Raw genomic sequence first — 16,030 nt, 5'->3', positions numbered from 1 at the left:
GCTTGTCTCCTTTCAGTATCCGCTATCGGCTCCCTTAACTTTTAACTGACTAATCCAGAGCGCAAGGCTCTGACTGCAGCCTGAGTTCGGTCATCAACGCCCAGCTTCTGTAGAATATTATGGACGTGGGTTTTGACGGTACCCACCGTAACGAAGAGAGCTTCAGCAATTTCAGTATTGCTTTTGCCCGAGACAATTAGCTCCAGGGTCTCTAGCTCTCGGTCGGTTAAAGGAGAAATCTCTAGCAGTTCTTCAAACTCTGGCTTGACGGCGTCAATCTCAACGCTGCGCTGGTCTGTCTCTGCCGTGGGTGGACTCTTGAGCTGGCGCAGGACAATACTTGCGATCGCAGGGTCAATCCAGTGATTTCCCGCATAGGTATCACGGACTGCAACCAGCAAATTATCCAGCTCAATATCCTTCATGCAGTAGGCATCTGCACCCGCCGCAAAGGCTGCCAGTACCGCCTCTTCGCTGTCGTGGCTGGTCAGAATTAAGACCTTGGTTTTCGGCTCAGTCTGTGGGTCGTGATTCTGCTTAAACTGCTGCGTGACTTCAATGCCGTCAATGTCCGGCAATCCGATGTCAACGATGGCGACATCGGGCAGGGTATCTTTCAAGACCCGTAACCCCTCCTGGCCGGACGAAGATTCGCCCACGCACTGCATACCGGGTTGTTCCTGCAGAGCTGTTTTTAGCCCCATGCGCGTCAGAGCATGGTCTTCAATCAGGACAACACGAATATCACTCATAGCCGTTAGAGGTCCTGAACGTAGTTAGTGTCATAACAACTTGAAACTGAGAACAAATAGGCTCCAGCATTGTAGGAGATCACCATTGGTACCCGCCTCTAGCTAAAGATAGAGCTATCTGTACTGCCGAGTCTTTGCTGAATGACCTGCTCATAAATGCTCGTAGCAAGCCTGAGCAATTGCCCAATCTTCTTGCGTTTTAATCACCAGCACCCGCGCTGTAGAGTTGGCCCTCGCAATATCTTGATCAACGGGAGAACTGTCATTTTGGGCTAGATCGATTTGCAGCCCTAAAAATGCGAGAGCTTCACAGGTCTCAGCCCGAATCGAGGCAGAATGCTCTCCAATGCCTGCGGTAAAGACCAGCGCATCAAGTCCCCCCAAACTCACGAGCATTTCGCCCAGACAAGACTTCAATCGATGCAGATAAATATCCCGCGCAAGTTTGGCTCGTTCACTGCCGTTGGCGATGGCTGTTAATGAAGCTCCTCTCTTAGAGGCCGGCTGGTCGGAGACGATCGCGTCTTCAATTTTTCGTAAATCATGGGATATCCCCGAAATACCCTTGAGGCCAGACTCTTTGTTAAGTAGACGGTCAAGCTGATCGGCTGTGTGGCCCTGGCGCATGAGATGGATCAAAATCCCAGGATCCACCGCTCCTGACCGCGTTCCCATCATCAGTCCATCTAAGGGTGTATATCCCATCGTGGTGTTGATGCTCTGCCCATTCTTGACTGCGGTTAGAGAAGCCCCATTCCCCAGATGACAAACGATCAGTCGTTCCACCGTTCGGCCCAAAATCTGGAAGGCCCGCTGCGTACAGTATTGATGGCTGATGCCGTGAAATCCATAGCGGCGAATGCCCTGTTCTATCCAGTCATAGGGACCGGGATAAATGGCTGCTGCTGCAGGCATTTGGCTGTGAAAAGCAGTATCAAAAACGGCGACTTGAGGCACCTGACCCAGCAGCCGCTCAATGATTTCGATGCCCTCTAAATGGGCTGGGTTGTGGGTCGGTGCTAAAGGAGAGAGGGTTGCGATCGCATCCTTGACCTCATCCGTCACTCTCACGCTGGCCTGGTATGCCTGCCCTCCATGGACAACCCGATGCCCGACAACATCAATCTCTTGCAGGTTTTGGATCGCTTGAGTCTCTCCCTGCCAAAGCGTTTCTAGCAAATGCGAAAGGGCGTCGGCCCGAGTCACCGACGATAAGTCTTCTTCTCGCTGTTCTCCAGCGGCGGTTTTAACGACCAAAGCGGCATGATTGGGGGCATGCCAATCAAGTTGGGCCTCCCAAAGCGGCGTAGCAGGAGACTCTGGGATTGCCCCCTTGATTGTGTAAAGGCAGCATTTGTGGCTGCTGGATCCTGCATTGAGGACTAAGATTTTCATGGTCGCTTATGTCCCCGCTCTGGAGTTTAGGCTGCATTAGAGTCTCTGAGGTCTTTGAACGTCCGGTCTTTTTGCCTTAACTCTGGGCGATGCCCCCATATAAATTTCTAGAATGATTGGCTTTGATTCTAAAACGAAGCTCAAGAGCCTGCCAATCAATGTAGCGGTACACGTCTTGATTAGGATATGTAGATGGCTGAAACCATTGATAACAGAAACGGCTGAAACCCATTAGTGGCAGAGAAAAGCTATCCCAACTCGGCCTGCTGTACCAGAACGGTTCCCATCCCAGCCTCTTTCCAAGGGCGCAGGCTCTCCGATTGGGGCGGTACAGTTTTAGACTGCTCTTAATCTCTACCCCTAGATAGTCGTTGTTTCCCATGACACATCGCTAAGATCGTCTTACGACTGGAGTCATTGTCGTTGATCGTCAGCGCTAAGGCTCTGCTGAAGCTACTTTTTCCAACAAGTTTATGATGTGCGCCTCTGAACAGTGTTTAGACACCTTAAACGTTCTCATTGCAGAAGACTATCCCGATAGTCGTGATTTCTTGCAAATGCTTCTGGAAGATACTGTCAAAAGCGTAGGCGTGGCTACTAATGGACGGCAAGCCCTAGAACAGTTGACCACTGGAGACTACGACCTCGTGCTAATGGACTGTTGCATGCCAGAGATGAGTGGCTATGAAGCGACCCGCATCCTTCGGCAGCGAGAGGGGCAGCAGAAGCACACGGCAATCATTGGATTGACGGCAAACACCGCAAGGGGCGACCGCGAAAAATGCTTGGCAGCGGGCATGGACGAATATCTCACCAAACCCGTGCTCATTAGTGACCTCCTAGAAGCCATGACCGAGGTGGCAAAGGCAAGCGAACTCTGTTGAGTTTCAGGGCAACGAAAGTTACACCTCTCAACCGAACTCGCAAACTTGCTGTGCCTAGACGGACTGCAAGTACAGAAGTAAAGCCAGTTTCTTGAAATACCTCTAGCTTGAAATGCGAGGCCAAGTGAATGAAAATGCGCTGCCTTGACCCAGATCAGATTCAACCCATACAGATCCGCCTTGCTGTTCAACGATCTTCTTGATGATGGTCAGGCCCAGCCCTGTCCCCTTTGTTCGGTCTGTCGTTGATAGGGTCTGAAAAATTCCAAAAATTCTTTGATGATGCTCAGGCGCGATACCGGGTCCATCATCTATCACCGTGAACTGAAGCTGGTCTCCTTGCTCGTCGAGTAAAATCTGGACTGTGCCATCTGTGCGGTCGTGGTATTTGAGAGCGTTACTGATCAAATTAGAAAAGACCTGCTGTAACAGTAGGGCCTGGGTCTCGATGCAAGGTAGAGCTGCAGGGACTTGGACTTCAAAGGTCTCTGGTGGTGCAAGGGAGTCGATGATCTCTAGCAGCATTTGACGGACATCTACCATGTTGATGGCAATGGTCTGACGGCCTGCGCGTGCATACTGCAGCACACCATCTATCAAGGCGTCCATCCGTTGAATACGATTTTGAATCAGAGCTAGCTGCTGTTGATTCTCTTCCGGCACCTGATCCTGCAAATCCTCAACGATCCACTGCGAGAGGTTGGCAATGCCGCGCAGCGGGGCCTTCAAGTCGTGGGAAACGATATGTGCAAACTCGTCGAGTTCCTGGTTACGCTGGCTGAGGGATTGAGTACTCTGAGCCAGAAGCTGGTTAGTGCGTTCTAACTCGACTGCCCGCTCTCGCAGCTGATGGTCAACGGCTTGCTGCTTTTCTAGGCTTGCCTGCAGGCCGTTGACTAATTCGGCCTGTTGAATTGCGATCGCAACCTGCAGCGTCAGCTCGTCAAGTAGCGCTAGATCATCCGGTTGCCAGCAATGCTTCTCTTCGCAGTGGTGTGCGATCAAGAGTCCCCAGAGCTTTGTCTGATTTAAAGGAGCATCTGCTCGGATAATGGGCACCACTAAATTTGATTTCACCTGAAACTGCTGCAACATCTGGAGATGACAGTCAGACAGTCCAGCGGACTCAACATCAGGAACCACCATTTTGTGGCCCTGTAAATACTTATCAGCTTTGTGACCTTGCTGACCTTGAAAGCAGTTATCCTCTAGCCGACAGCCCATTGCTGCCGTCCATCCAGGCAGTACTGATTCCGCCACCACGGTACCGCTCATATCGGGTTCGAAGCGATAAATTAAAGTGCGATCGCATCCCAGCAGCTTACGTCCGCCGCTCGCCGCCGCTTGCAAAATTAGCGATAGCTCAGACGCTTGCATAACCTTGAGCGCGACTTCCCTAAGCAGTTCTCGCTGCTGCCGCTGGCGCTCAATCTGCGCCTTAAGCTGATGCTCAAAGAGAGCCTGGGTTACGGCCTGGTTTAGCTTCTCTGAAGTTAACTGCCCCTTGATTAAATAATCCTTCGCGCCCGCCTTCATGGCCTCCACCGCAACTTGCTCACTGCCTTCGCCCGTCAGCATAATGATGGGTGGGCAGCTCCCAAGCTCTTGGCCGAGCAGCCGAAAGAAGTCCAAGCCATCCATATCCGGCAGAGAGTAGTCTAGCAAAATGATGCTAGGCCACTGGCTGCGGCAGGACTCTAGTGCGGCGTCACCGCAGTCGCACTCAATAATTTGGTTCGCAGAGACCGTCGCCTGCAAATATCGACGATAGGTGAGGCGGTCCACCTCTGAATCGTCAACAAGCAAAACCGACACGCTTCTCCAGTAGGGAGAAGAAAGACTAGGAGCAGATTCAGAGACAGAAGACATCGCGCATGGACAAGAGGCTGACAAACGTGTCGGAGACCGCTGAGCTGCGCTAGAGGAGCCTGGACGATCTGTTAAGGTCGCGATTCCTGATTTGATGAGGGTAAAACCGTCGCCTTAAACCAGAAGTCTAAAAACTGTTGAATAGAGGCTTTGAATAAACGGATATCCATTGACTTGAGCATGTAGCTATTAGCGCCGAAACGGTAACAGGCTTCCACATCTTTAGGATTAGACGAAGTCGTCAAAACCACAATGGGTATCGTCTTCAGTTTATCATTCTGCTTAACTTCTGCAATAACCTCACGGCCATCTGTCCCCGGCAGGTTGAGGTCTAAGACAATGACGTCCGGCAAAGGCGGCTGGGGAACCGCCTGCCTCTGCTGCAAATGCTCTAGGGCGTCGTCCCCGTCATGGCAGCGAACGATCGATAAGTCCATTGTCCCAACTTCATTGACAATTCGTCGGAATGCCTCAAAGTCTTCGTTGCTGTCTTCCACCACCAGTAGAGAAAGAGATGGCTGTTTATACATGTTCAACCTCGCCCAAGCTGAAGTAAAAGGTGCTGCCTTCCCCGTAGGCTGACTCAATGATGATCTCACCCCCATGTCGCTCTACGATTTTTTTGACGATGGTGAGCCCTGCGCCCGTGCCGCCACCGTAGCGCCCGGGCGCATGAAGACGTTTGAAAATCTTAAACACGTTCTCCAAGTGCCGGTCTCGAATCCCAATGCCGTTATCTCGAACGTAGAAAACGGTGCCAGCCTGCTGCAGAGCGCTGGGTAAAGTCGCACGGTCTTCATCTGTGCTCACGTAGCCCATTTCAATCCATTTGTGTGGCTTATCGTTGTACTTGATGGCGTTGCTGATCAAATTAGTAAACAGCTCGCTGATGCGGATGCGATCGCAAGCCAAGGTCGGCAGTGGCCGAGGGATGCGAAACTCAATCGGCTCCGGCTGACTGATCTTAATGACGTCTAGCACCTCTGTCACCACTTCGCCCATATCAGTCCTGTGCAAAACCAGCTCCGCACGCCCCAACCGCGAGTAGTGAAGCAAAGAGCTGATTAAATCCTCCATGCGCTGCGCCAGCCGCACCAAGGTCTCTAGCTTATGTTGCCCCTCTTCTCCTAACTGATCGCCGTAGTCTTCGATCAGAAAACTAGAGTAGTTATGAATGCCCCGCAGCGGTTCTTTGAGGTCATGGGAGGCGACATAGGCAAAGGAATCGAGTTCGCTATTGCTGCGCTCCAGATCTGCATTGAGCAAAGCCAGCTCATCGGACTTCTGCAGCACAACCCCGATAATTGTGCTGCGCAGCTCTAGGGCCGCTTCCTGTTCACAGGCTTTCCAGGGAAGCGATCGCATCTGTACCGTCTCCTGCCAGCGCTCAAAGGACTTCCTGGGTGACAGGTAGGTTAGACCGTCAGCATCCACGCCCTCCTGCTGCTTTTGCTGGCCGCCCCAATGCACCGTTTGCACAACCTCGGGCCGCAGCCACAGCAGATAAATCTTTTGAACGCGAGAAATCCGCAGCGCCATCAAACCGCTGGCGACTTGGCGATAGTCAGCCATTTCTGGACAACGCAGCCCCAAAGACGCCGTTGTGTAAAGCACAGCGTCTGCCTCAAACTGCGGCTCTACCCAGTCAAGAAGCTTGCTGATCACCGGTTCCGGTGGCGTTTGGCCAAAGCTGATGATCGCATCACCTTCATAGAAAATTAGGCCCGAGGCCCTACCCAAGGCCATCAAATTATCAGGATTGTGACTCAGAACGTCAGCCAGCGTCTGGCAGTGAGCGCTAGCTTTAACAAAGTTGGCCTGAATCGACTGTAGCCGCACCTGATCATCCAGATCTTCCGTCTCAGATTTTGTCGCTAGCTCTAAAGAAATGGACTGCCCTAGGAATTCACAGATGGTCCGCAGCTCATAAGAGAGCAGTTTGGGGCTGCAGTGGTGACAGGCAATCAGTCCCCAAAGCTGTTGATTCTTCAGCAGAGAAATCGACATGGAAGCCCGTACGCCCATATTGCCTAAGTATTCTCGGTGCACAGAAGAGACGCTACGCAGGACCGATAGACTCATATCTAAAGGCGCATCGGTCACAGGATTATTCTGTGGCTCTAGGGGGACCGGCTCATAAACGGCGTCAGGAATGAGCCGCAGTAGATTCAAACGATAGAGATGTTTGGCCTGCTGAGGGATATCGGTGGCGGGATAGTGTAGCCCTAAGAAAGCTTTGAGGTCAGCACGCCGATCTTCTGCAATTACGTCTCCGGCCCCTGCCTGATCGAAGCGGTAGATCATCACCCGATCAAACCCAGTGATCCGACGGATCTCAGCCGCAGCAGTGTGGCAGAGTTCAGCAACGGTCTGGGTTCTCTGCAGCTGACTAATGGGGGTCTTAACGAATCGATAGAAGTCAAAAAAGTCAATTTCATCTGATGCTTGAAGGGGTTCGAGTTCTAAAACGACAACGGTGTCCGCACGGTGGACAATGCCGCCAAAGGAGCGGGTTTGACCGTCAACCTCAACCGATAATCTCAGGGGATTGACGTGTTCAAAATCGGCTGTCAGACAGCCTCGGATCTGCTCAAGCTGTTCTGCTGCAAATAGGTGCGTGAGGGGCTGGCCCCATAGCTGCTCTGGCGTTAGCCCTATTACCGTGGTGACGTTTCGGCTGACCTGGAGCAGGGTGAGATCTGCTTCGGTGAAGGTTAGCAACACGCCGTGGGGTTGAATCGCGCTCGGGATGTGAATCGGTTCGCGATCGCAATTGGTCAAAGAGACATCGGGCGGCGCGATATCGGGATTCGTGAGCGTCGTTATTTGTTGTTTGATCTGAGAGACGAAACTAGATGAAGTCATACCTGCTGGAATCAGCTCTTACGCACAGTCCTTCATCATTATGCTAATTGCCAGCCCCTGTTGGCTTTTTTAGAAGACGTTGAAATCAGAGGTGACAATCTGGGCTGCATGCGCTTCGATATAGTCCCAGATCAACTGACAGACCGGCCGCTGTTGACCGATATTACAGTTTTCGTGGAGGTCAACATAGGGCAGAAAGTTATATTCATTGAAGGCCCCGCCTGTTTCAGCAAGCGGGCGTGAGAGATCCATCGTCATCAGATCAAAGCCCAGAGTCAGGGTTGAAAAATGGTGGGAGAACGCAATGCAGTCTTTAATCGTGTCGGGATGGAGCCGATCGGTGCAGTCTACGTAGTCAGCCCCCGTCGATGCCGTAATTTTCTTCTGTAGGAAGAACATTTTGCCTGCAGGCAAGACGGTCTCAAGGGTGTAGTTTGCTCTGTGTAAAAGTTGGCGGCTGGTGTGGTCAAAGACGAGTTGATGCAGGGTCGTGTGGGCTTCGTTGCGATCGCCTCTTCCCTCTTCTTGATTCCGCGCCTGAAACAGCTCTAAAATCGTCCGTTCTCCGTCGCCGGTGATATTGGCGGGCCGTCGCTCCACGCATCCGGCATACTGATGATTAATAATCAGTACCCGGTAATCACGCCCGGCAATGTGCGACTCCAGTTTAATCACGCCGCCACTGGCCTCAATGACGGCGGTTGCCTGCCGAAGCTGAGCAACCGTACCTAAATTCGGAAACACATTTTCGCTGAGGGAGCCTGAATCAGGTTTGGCCACCAGCGGGTAAGAGAGTGTCTCTAGGGGAATCTCGGCAAAGGTCTTAAAGGTGCCATAGGAGGTGGGTATGGATAGGCCGTCTTGCTGCATCAGCGCTAGCTTACGCGATTTAAACTGCTCGTAGTCGTAGTCCTCGTACTGCCTGCGAAAAGAGAAATGCCCCGGATAGATTTTGTAGAGAAAGCCTTTTCCCTCTCGCTCGGCCTGAAAGGTTCGGTCCTCTAGGCTAAAAACCTTAAAGGTAAATCCTCGCCGTATTCCTTCCTGCATCACGGTCCAGATTCGCTTGGTTAGACGATGCGGGTCAAGGCCGTCGAGATGATCGTCTGTGCGGACGGTTTTTGGCGTCAGCAGCGTTGGACTTGCGGGCGTAGCCTGGTCTGCAATCGCCTGGGTTTCGTGGGTTGCGGCCCGTTGGTTGGCGGTGAGGGGAGAGCTTTGGAGGAGGGTTGCGATCGCAACCGAATGTTCCACCAGCAGCCGTGCCTCCTGATTCACCTGGATCGGCTGCTTGCCGTTTGCCGCCATAAAGTCCTCGCTAAACTCTACCGACGGCAGCCAAGTGACGGCATTATTCGGTGGATTAACACATCCCAACTGGCTAAATTCATAGCAAGTCTGAGCAATGTCGTGAGGGGCTCCGCTCACCATCACCACACCAAAAACCTTGTTGTAGACGGGGGATTGTCCCGTGGTTGGCTCGGCACGAATTTGGCAGATATCCTGAAGATATTCAAGCAGCCTCTGATAGGCCGATGATCGGGTACCCGAGAGTCCCACAATCAAAATATCTGTTGCTTGAACTTGCTCAAATAGCGGTAGCAATGCATCCCGACCCTCCGGCATGATTTCGATGGGAAACTTGAAATCAATGCTTCTAACCTGTTCTACCTGACAACCCTTTTGGCGGTATCGTTCTGCAACATAATTCCAGAGCGCTTCAGTATTGCTGATCTCTGGAGATTGCTTCAAGGTACAGTTGACAAACAGAATCTTGAGGGGAGCCATAACTGCAGTGAATGAGAACGATGTCACAGGGACGCTCCCATCCTGTTGTCTTAACCTGGGCTGACGCTGAAGCAGACCTGAGAGATTGCTGCTGATTCGCTCATAAAATTGACCACTTTTGCATGAAAAGAGGTCCGACTCGGCTTGTATTCGTTATTCTGTCAGCCTTATCTCATTCTTGGCCCCCCATGATTCAGTAAACTACGAGGTTAAGTTGTCTGCCGGACCTGCCCCCAATGAACGAAATGCTGGCGACCCAGCCTCACCGTCTTAATCCTCAGGCAATGCTGATTGCATCTCGCGCTCTGGCGGCGGCGCGTCCAGCTCTGATTGCCTTTTTGATTGCTAAAGGCTCAGAGTTAGGGGGGGGAGCGGTACACCCCATCTCGTTTTGCAACATTCTGTTTGTGGGCAATCTCTGTGCTGCGATCTCGGTGGGCACTTGGTTTGGCTTGGGCAGAATTATCCGAGAATTCAAGGCGCTCAAGCTGAAGGTACAAATCGGCCTATTTGTGAATGGATGTTTGGCAACGCTGTTATCGGCGCTGATTTTCTTGGGCCTGCAGTTTACGACCGTGACGAATGCGGTCCTGCTGGGACGGTTAGGGCCAGTGTTATTTGCCCTGGCCGGGGCGATGATTTTGGGCAAACGGATTCGACCGATGGAGTGGTTTGGGTTTTCGCTGATTGGGGTAGGGGTCGTTGCGATCGCACTTAAAACCAGCAACTTTCAAATCAACCAGGGAGACTTCTTAATCCTGCTCTCTACCCTTGTGTTTGCAGTATCGGCCCTCGTGAACAAACTGATGGTACAAAAAGCGGCACCGTTGCCCGTTGTCGTGTTTTCTCGCAACCTGCTCTCCTCGGTGATCTTTTTCTTCATCGCCATGAAGCTATTTGGCCCCAATCATTTTGGCGATGCCTTTAGCGGCAAACTGTGGATTATTATGTCTGTCTATTCGCTAGTTGTGATCGTACTGGCCCAGTTTCTGTGGTACGCCTCCAATGAGCGATTAGACTCTAGAACCATTGGTCGTCTGACGGTGATTTCGCCCATCTTTGGCGTCACCTACGCCTTTTTGCTCAATGGAGAGCGTCCCTCTAGCATTCAGGTCGGAACCTTAATCATCATTATTCTGGGTGTGCTGATTGCAAGTCTCGGCGGGTCCAAGAAGCCAGGGTCCAAATCAGAAATGATGATGCAGGAACCTGAGAACGCAGCATCAGCTCCCTAGGCTTGAGTCAGTCATGCGCCTCTTAACTTTGATCGAAGCAGTGCTCAGGAGACCAGGTGGGAACCCTAGAAAAAAGACTGGCGCTAGATTATGGATTTCAAAAAGCTGACTCTGGCTGTATTGACAATAGCTCTTCTATTTATTTTTCTAGGCGATCGCGTTTTCCCCGAGCCTGTGGCTGGATATAGCCTCAATACTCGAACAACCCTGAACAAAATGTTGATCGGTTTGTTACCCAGCATCAAACCTCAGAATCCTGATGCAAAAACGGAAGAGACCGTTGATAAGCTGTACGAAAGCCGCTAGTCTTCAGCTTTTCCTTCACGTTGACGATGACATTCGCCTGATTCAGAAATTGCACTGTCCCTAGCGTCCCAACTCTAGGAGGTGCTAATGGAGCTTGATGTGTAGGTCTCTTCAACGTTCCATCGCAATGAGGAAGGCCCCCTAAGCTAGAGCCAACATCTCCACTTCGGAGCCTTCAACAGCAAGACGGCCAGTGCAGCATCGTATCAAAGTGTCCGATCTCTCGTTTTGATAAGATACGCTCGATTGTGATCTGGCTCCATATGGCATCTATTTTTCTAGCATCCTTGCTTTTGTCCCAGGCAGCACCCGTTCTTGCTGCGAGTTCAGAGGTCGTTATTCCACAGGAAGTTCGAGCATTACCTGGAGCGCTAGATAACCGCCCTTTCTTGCACAGTAATAGTCCTGAACTGATTAATACAGGGGGGATTTTGCTGTCTACCTTTCCCGAATCAGGCAAAGCATCGCCTGAGGCCCATCTAAACTATTCTTTGACGGGAGAGTTCTATGTTTTTGCACATCATGTGACCCGGCGTTGGTCCCGACGGGGCAATCGCTCTCTCTATCAAGGGGTTTTGCTCCACAACCCCACCAGTAAACCCGTTGAAGTGAAGGTCCTCCAGGCGGCAAGCTATTTGAGCAGCGCTCATGCGCCCTTTGTTCCGCTGGCCGCTCAGATTAAAGATCCAACGGGCAAAGTATTTTCTGGACCCGGTAGTCGGATTGCGGGCGTTATTCTGCGTGATCAGAGTCAGCCCGGCTGGTCTTCGGGTGTGGTCGTTCCTCCTCGAGAAAGCTACATGCTGGTCAATCGTGCGATTCCGCCCAGCAACAGTCGCACCACCTGGATCCGATTACGGAGTAATGGCCCGCTCTATGTCGCCAGTATGGCGAAGCATGGTAAGGCAAACTACAGCGGCCCCAGCTTAGCGACCTGGAAACTGCTGCTGGCAAAAGGAGAATTGATCAGGCCCCGAGATAAAGTGCCTTCACCGCTAGACTTCAAGGGACAGAAGTTTATTTATGGTCGAGTCGCAGGCGTTTCAAAGGGTGGCGAGTGGCGAGGAACGCTGACGGATAGCTCTCGTTCTGATGTGCTAAAGGTGCCTAAATCGGGCAAGGGGTTCTCTTACGTGATCAATTCGCTACATCGGGGCACCCTGGGCACTCAGCAGATACAAAGCGCTCCGATGCTGGCGCGCTATGGCGATACGGCCTATCTCTCGAATGGCAACTATGGTCTCAAGTATGATTTAGACCTGCCGCTGCACAATTCCACTAAGCGCTCCAAGACCGTTACCATTGCGTTGCAGACGCCAATTAAAGAAGACCGACTGACGCGCAAAGGACTCCGTTTTCTCAAATCGCCTGCTGGACCGCCCTGCTTCCGGGGGACGATCAAGCTTAGTTTTCCTGACGGTCAGTCTAGCAGGAGTATTTCTAGGCCACAGTATTTTCATTTGGTGCAACGCTGTGGGGAGCAGGGGAAACCTCTAGCTACGTTGTCGATCGCCCCGAAGGCCACCCAGCATGTCAAGGTTGAGTTGATCTATCCACCTGATTCGGTGCCGCCACAGGTGCTAACGGTTCGCTCTTTGTAGGTGAAGATGATTTTATCTCATCAGCCTGTCAGAATCACTGCCTTCAAAATCACTAATAAATGATAGAACGGTGCTTCCGGGGAGTAATAATGACATGCTTAGATCTCCATTTAAGACAGGATTGAATTGGACTGAAACCCAATCATATTATTGAAAAAAGAGTGAGAGTGAGAATAATCTGAGGAGAGATAAAAACTGGAACGATAATTCTTGAAATTTGCAAATTGAATAATTTTTGATTGCTTGTATATAAAATAATTGACAGAAGAATTAATCAAAAACCAGTAAAAAATAGCTTTTATTTCATAAAAAGCAGTTCGATATCTGAAGAAAAGAGTTCAAGCAGATATTCGAGAAGAGGAAGGCGGTGATCATAATCCCGGCAATTCTGCTAATGACGAATCAGCAGAATCGCCTTTTATCGCGGTACACGTATTGATTAGGACATAAAAATGGCTGAAACTCGTCTGTGCTAAAGAAGGGCTGTCCTAACTCAGCCGGGTACTGCTATAAGATCTCTTGGTAGATTCAGGGAACCCAGGATCAACACTTAAGGTAAGGCACTCCCGCGATCAAGCTGTTTTTGTAGAAAGCGATACCGATTCAGAATTTTTCAGTATTTGATCGGAATTTACAAAGCTTCGTCTCATCTTGCTGCGTTTTTATATAAGTGTGCTTGATACAGTAATTTTTGCCGCCTATGTTCAAAGCATCCGACTATCTGGGTCTCTTGCATCAGCTCGAACAGTTTTTTGCTGATGCACAATCTGAGCCACTTGAACCTGCAGAGTTGGAGCAGCAGCTTTCTCTTGAATTGCCCGCCGTTGGTACATCATTAGAACACTTGCATGCAGAAATCTCAAACTATTTGAGCTATGCCGTCAAAACAGCTCACCCGACCTATTTCAATCAGCTTTGGGGCGGGTTCAATGCGGCGGGTTTTATGGGAGAGATCCTCACCAGCGCGACGAATACGTCAATGTATACCTATGAGGTGGCACCGGCCGCGACGCTCATTGAAAATGCTTTGATTGCCAAAATGGGCAGCTTTGTGGGCTTCTCTGAACCTGAGGGACAGTTCACGACCGGGGGCAGTAACGGCAATCTGATGGCAGTTGCGATCGCAACCCACAAAGCCTTACCCAGCGCTAAGCAAATCGGGATGCTCGGTGCCCCACCGCTGATTGCCTTTGTCTCTGCTGAAGCGCACTACTCTTTCGTCAAAGCCGCGCAACTGTTAGGTTTGGGCGCAAGACAGGTTTGGAAAGTTCCCGTTGACGAAAACGGAGCCATGATTGTCACAGAGCTAGAGGCTTTGATCGCCAAAGCCCATGCCCAAGGTGCCCAGCCCTTTTTTGTCGTCGGCACCGCCGGAACAACGGTCAGAGGCGTTTTTGACCCCTTCACTGAAATTGCTGCAGTGGCGCAACGGGAAAATCTCTGGTTTCACATTGACGGTTCCTGGGGCGGCGGCGTCCTTTTGAGCGCTAGCCATCGGCACCTAATGGCGGGCGCTGAACTCGCCGACTCGGTTGTCTGGGATGCCCACAAAATGATGGGGCTATCCCTTGTTTGCTCAGTGCTGCTGGTCAAACATCGCGGCCTGATGCAGGACACTTTTACCGCCAGCGACACCGAATATCTATTCCATGCGGGAGACGAAGATCCGGTTGACCTGGGCCTGAGCACGATGCACTGTGGGCGGCGAGTCGATGCAGTGAAGCTGTGGCTAGCCTGGAAGCACTTGGGGGATAGAGGCTGGGAAGCTCTGATTGATCGATATTTTGAGTTGGCAGCTTATGCAGAGTCCATTATTGACGCCCACCCATCATTGAGGCTCGTCACGCCTCGTGTCAGCCTCAACCTTTGTTTTCAGTACATTCCTAAAGAGCCGCAGCAGTGCGCCAACGACCTGACGCTAAGAATTCGGGCCGCGTTACTGGAGCAAAGAATCGCAATGGTGAACTATGCCGAGCTGGATGGGAGCACCGTCTTTCGTCTCGTCATTTGCAATAACCAAACGAGCTCAGAAGATTTAGAGACCTTTTTTGAGGCACTGGTTGCCACTGCCCAGACTCTAGAACAGGAAGCCGTTTAATGCCGCCCTCAAACCTGGAAACTTTATTTCAGCAATTTCTCCACCATCGAGACCAGGCCACAGACTTCTCTAGTCTTGGACCTTGGCTACAGCATCAAATCACCGCCTGCCAATTCCCTGAGCTAAATCATCTTGCCTTTGCCGCCTCGGCGTATACGCGCAATCCAATTACCAAGGAAGCTGCCCAGAGAGGCTTTGAAGCTTTGGTGATCCGATGGGATCAACAGGCCGTCACGCCTATTCATGGCCATCCCGCGTTCTCTTTCTACTATGTGATCAGCGGTATTTTTGAGATGGAATACTTTACCCACAGCGCCATTGGCCTGCAGTATACCGGCAGCCAGCTTTTTGGCGCCACGGACTCGACTTGGTGTTTGGGGCAGATCGGACGCTACGACAATTTTATTCATCGGGTCACATGCCTTGAACCCGGCCACACTTTTCATGTTTACTCAGAAGATGCCCAAAAAGGTGTCTCGTTCGAAACAAGGCCGATTGCTCACTTGGATGTTGCCTGAAGCCAAAAACTCACGTGAGCGGCAAAACTGATGAGTCCTTTATGTTCCGTTCAGAGTGCATTCACATTACTCTCAGCTTGGCGGTTTAGTGTGACCCGGAGAGTCAGCCTTTCGTTCTCTAAAACTTGCTTTTCATTTACTCGCGAGGTCCGCTTATGAAATTTAATATTGCTCTTTTGTCAGCCGTTTTGCTCCTGGGGATGGGGCTCAGTACTGGCTGTACAGACGCTTCAACGACATCTGATGCAGGCAGTTCCGAGCAAGCTCAGGCTAGCGTCAAGCCCACTATCTATACCGAAGATGGCGTCGCCATCAAAGGATACGACCCGGTTGCTTACTTTACCGATAGCGAACCCGTGGAGGGAAATAGCGAGTTCTCCTATGACTGGATGGGCGCAACTTGGCACTTTGCCAATGCTGAAAATCGTGATTCATTCTCTAGCGAGCCAGAAAAGTATGCGCCTCAATATGGTGGCTACTGCGCCTGGGCAGTGAAAAAAGGAACCACAGCTCCTATCGACCCTCAGGCCTGGAAGATTGTAGACGGTAAGCTCTATCTCAACCTCAATCCTAGTATTCAAAAGCGGTGGCAAAAAGATATCCCGGGCAACATTGCCAAGGCGGATGAAAACTGGCCAAATGTGTTGAGCAACTAAGCTTCTGTTTCTAAAGCAGCACCCCTCTTCCGGTTCCGAAAATCATCAGACCTTGGAGGGGTG

Annotated in this window: 13 protein-coding genes; 7 read left to right on the top strand and 6 right to left on the bottom strand. The window is 51.2% G+C overall.

The window, feature by feature from the left end:
• Positions 1-41: 41 nt before the first annotated feature.
• A complete protein-coding gene (locus tag C1752_RS22390) occupies positions 42-752 on the bottom strand; it encodes a response regulator transcription factor (protein ID WP_110988283.1) in 711 nt (236 codons plus the stop codon).
• 150 nt (positions 753-902) lie between these two features.
• Complete coding sequence (locus C1752_RS22385) at positions 903-2,147, bottom strand: acetate kinase (RefSeq protein WP_110988282.1); 1,245 nt, start codon at positions 2,145-2,147, stop codon at positions 903-905.
• 473 nt (positions 2,148-2,620) lie between these two features.
• On the opposite strand from C1752_RS22385, the gene C1752_RS22380 reads away from it, so the two are divergent.
• Positions 2,621-3,031, top strand: coding sequence for a response regulator (locus C1752_RS22380; protein ID WP_110988281.1), 411 nt, complete (start codon positions 2,621-2,623; stop codon positions 3,029-3,031).
• 102 nt (positions 3,032-3,133) lie between these two features.
• On the opposite strand, the gene C1752_RS22375 is transcribed toward C1752_RS22380, so the two are convergent.
• The 4 genes from C1752_RS22375 to C1752_RS22360 all read right to left on the bottom strand — a co-directional run bounded on the left by C1752_RS22375 (position 3,134) and on the right by C1752_RS22360 (position 9,580).
• Positions 3,134-4,846: an ATP-binding protein gene (locus C1752_RS22375; RefSeq protein WP_233501829.1), complete on the bottom strand. Its 1,713-nt coding sequence runs from the start codon at positions 4,844-4,846 to the stop codon at positions 3,134-3,136.
• 125 nt (positions 4,847-4,971) lie between these two features.
• The gene (locus C1752_RS22370; RefSeq protein ID WP_110988279.1) at positions 4,972-5,430 is read right to left on the bottom strand and encodes a response regulator; all 459 of its coding nucleotides are present in this window, start codon (positions 5,428-5,430) and stop codon (positions 4,972-4,974) included.
• Positions 5,423-7,765, bottom strand: coding sequence for an ATP-binding protein (locus tag C1752_RS22365; protein ID WP_110988278.1), 2,343 nt, complete (start codon positions 7,763-7,765; stop codon positions 5,423-5,425). Before C1752_RS22365 ends, C1752_RS22370 begins: the two co-directional genes overlap by 8 nt.
• 69 nt (positions 7,766-7,834) lie before the next feature.
• On the bottom strand, positions 7,835-9,580 hold the full coding sequence (locus C1752_RS22360) for an NAD(P)H-dependent oxidoreductase (RefSeq protein ID WP_146242401.1): 1,746 nt from the start codon (positions 9,578-9,580) through the stop codon (positions 7,835-7,837).
• 209 nt (positions 9,581-9,789) lie between these two features.
• Here C1752_RS22360 and C1752_RS22355 point away from each other — a divergent pair, with 209 nt between their 5' ends.
• The 6 genes from C1752_RS22355 to C1752_RS22330 all read left to right on the top strand — a co-directional run bounded on the left by C1752_RS22355 (position 9,790) and on the right by C1752_RS22330 (position 15,967).
• The gene (locus C1752_RS22355) at positions 9,790-10,788 is read left to right on the top strand and encodes a DMT family transporter (RefSeq protein WP_110988276.1); all 999 of its coding nucleotides are present in this window, start codon (positions 9,790-9,792) and stop codon (positions 10,786-10,788) included.
• A gap of 90 nt (positions 10,789-10,878) precedes the next feature.
• Entirely contained in the window at positions 10,879-11,094 is a 216-nt protein-coding gene (locus C1752_RS22350; RefSeq protein WP_199464489.1) for a hypothetical protein, read from the top strand.
• A 263-nt stretch (positions 11,095-11,357) separates the two neighbouring features.
• Positions 11,358-12,695 (top strand): DUF3370 domain-containing protein, encoded by a 1,338-nt coding sequence (locus C1752_RS22345; protein WP_110988275.1) that lies wholly within the window; start codon positions 11,358-11,360, stop codon positions 12,693-12,695.
• Between the two features lie 700 nt (positions 12,696-13,395).
• A complete protein-coding gene (locus C1752_RS22340) occupies positions 13,396-14,793 on the top strand; it encodes a pyridoxal phosphate-dependent decarboxylase family protein (RefSeq protein ID WP_110988274.1) in 1,398 nt (465 codons plus the stop codon).
• Positions 14,793-15,311: a cupin domain-containing protein gene (locus tag C1752_RS22335; RefSeq protein ID WP_110988273.1), complete on the top strand. Its 519-nt coding sequence runs from the start codon at positions 14,793-14,795 to the stop codon at positions 15,309-15,311. Before C1752_RS22340 ends, C1752_RS22335 begins: the two co-directional genes overlap by 1 nt.
• Before the next feature lie 155 nt (positions 15,312-15,466).
• A complete protein-coding gene (locus C1752_RS22330; RefSeq protein ID WP_110988272.1) occupies positions 15,467-15,967 on the top strand; it encodes a YHS domain-containing (seleno)protein in 501 nt (166 codons plus the stop codon).
• Positions 15,968-16,030: the final 63 nt, after the last annotated feature.

This window comes from Acaryochloris thomasi RCC1774, assembly GCF_003231495.1.
GTDB lineage: Bacteria > Cyanobacteriota > Cyanobacteriia > Thermosynechococcales > Thermosynechococcaceae > RCC1774.
Note: the sequence above shows the minus strand (reverse complement) of the source record. Positions and strands in the feature narration are given on the sequence as shown.

What these genes read in the sequence shown, in the direction of transcription:
- C1752_RS22390 (WP_110988283.1), bottom strand. Translation starts at nt 752, where the DNA reads ATGAGTGATATTCGTGTTGTCCTGATTGAAGACCATGCTCTGACGCGC.
- C1752_RS22385 (WP_110988282.1), bottom strand. Translation starts at nt 2,147, where the DNA reads ATGAAAATCTTAGTCCTCAATGCAGGATCCAGCAGCCACAAATGCTGC.
- C1752_RS22380 (WP_110988281.1), top strand. Translation starts at nt 2,621, where the DNA reads ATGATGTGCGCCTCTGAACAGTGTTTAGACACCTTAAACGTTCTCATT.
- C1752_RS22370 (WP_110988279.1), bottom strand. Translation starts at nt 5,430, where the DNA reads ATGTATAAACAGCCATCTCTTTCTCTACTGGTGGTGGAAGACAGCAAC.
- C1752_RS22365 (WP_110988278.1), bottom strand. Translation starts at nt 7,765, where the DNA reads ATGACTTCATCTAGTTTCGTCTCTCAGATCAAACAACAAATAACGACG.
- C1752_RS22355 (WP_110988276.1), top strand. Translation starts at nt 9,790, where the DNA reads ATGAACGAAATGCTGGCGACCCAGCCTCACCGTCTTAATCCTCAGGCA.
- C1752_RS22350 (WP_199464489.1), top strand. Translation starts at nt 10,879, where the DNA reads ATGGATTTCAAAAAGCTGACTCTGGCTGTATTGACAATAGCTCTTCTA.
- C1752_RS22345 (WP_110988275.1), top strand. Translation starts at nt 11,358, where the DNA reads ATGGCATCTATTTTTCTAGCATCCTTGCTTTTGTCCCAGGCAGCACCC.
- C1752_RS22340 (WP_110988274.1), top strand. Translation starts at nt 13,396, where the DNA reads ATGTTCAAAGCATCCGACTATCTGGGTCTCTTGCATCAGCTCGAACAG.
- C1752_RS22335 (WP_110988273.1), top strand. Translation starts at nt 14,793, where the DNA reads ATGCCGCCCTCAAACCTGGAAACTTTATTTCAGCAATTTCTCCACCAT.
- C1752_RS22330 (WP_110988272.1), top strand. Translation starts at nt 15,467, where the DNA reads ATGAAATTTAATATTGCTCTTTTGTCAGCCGTTTTGCTCCTGGGGATG.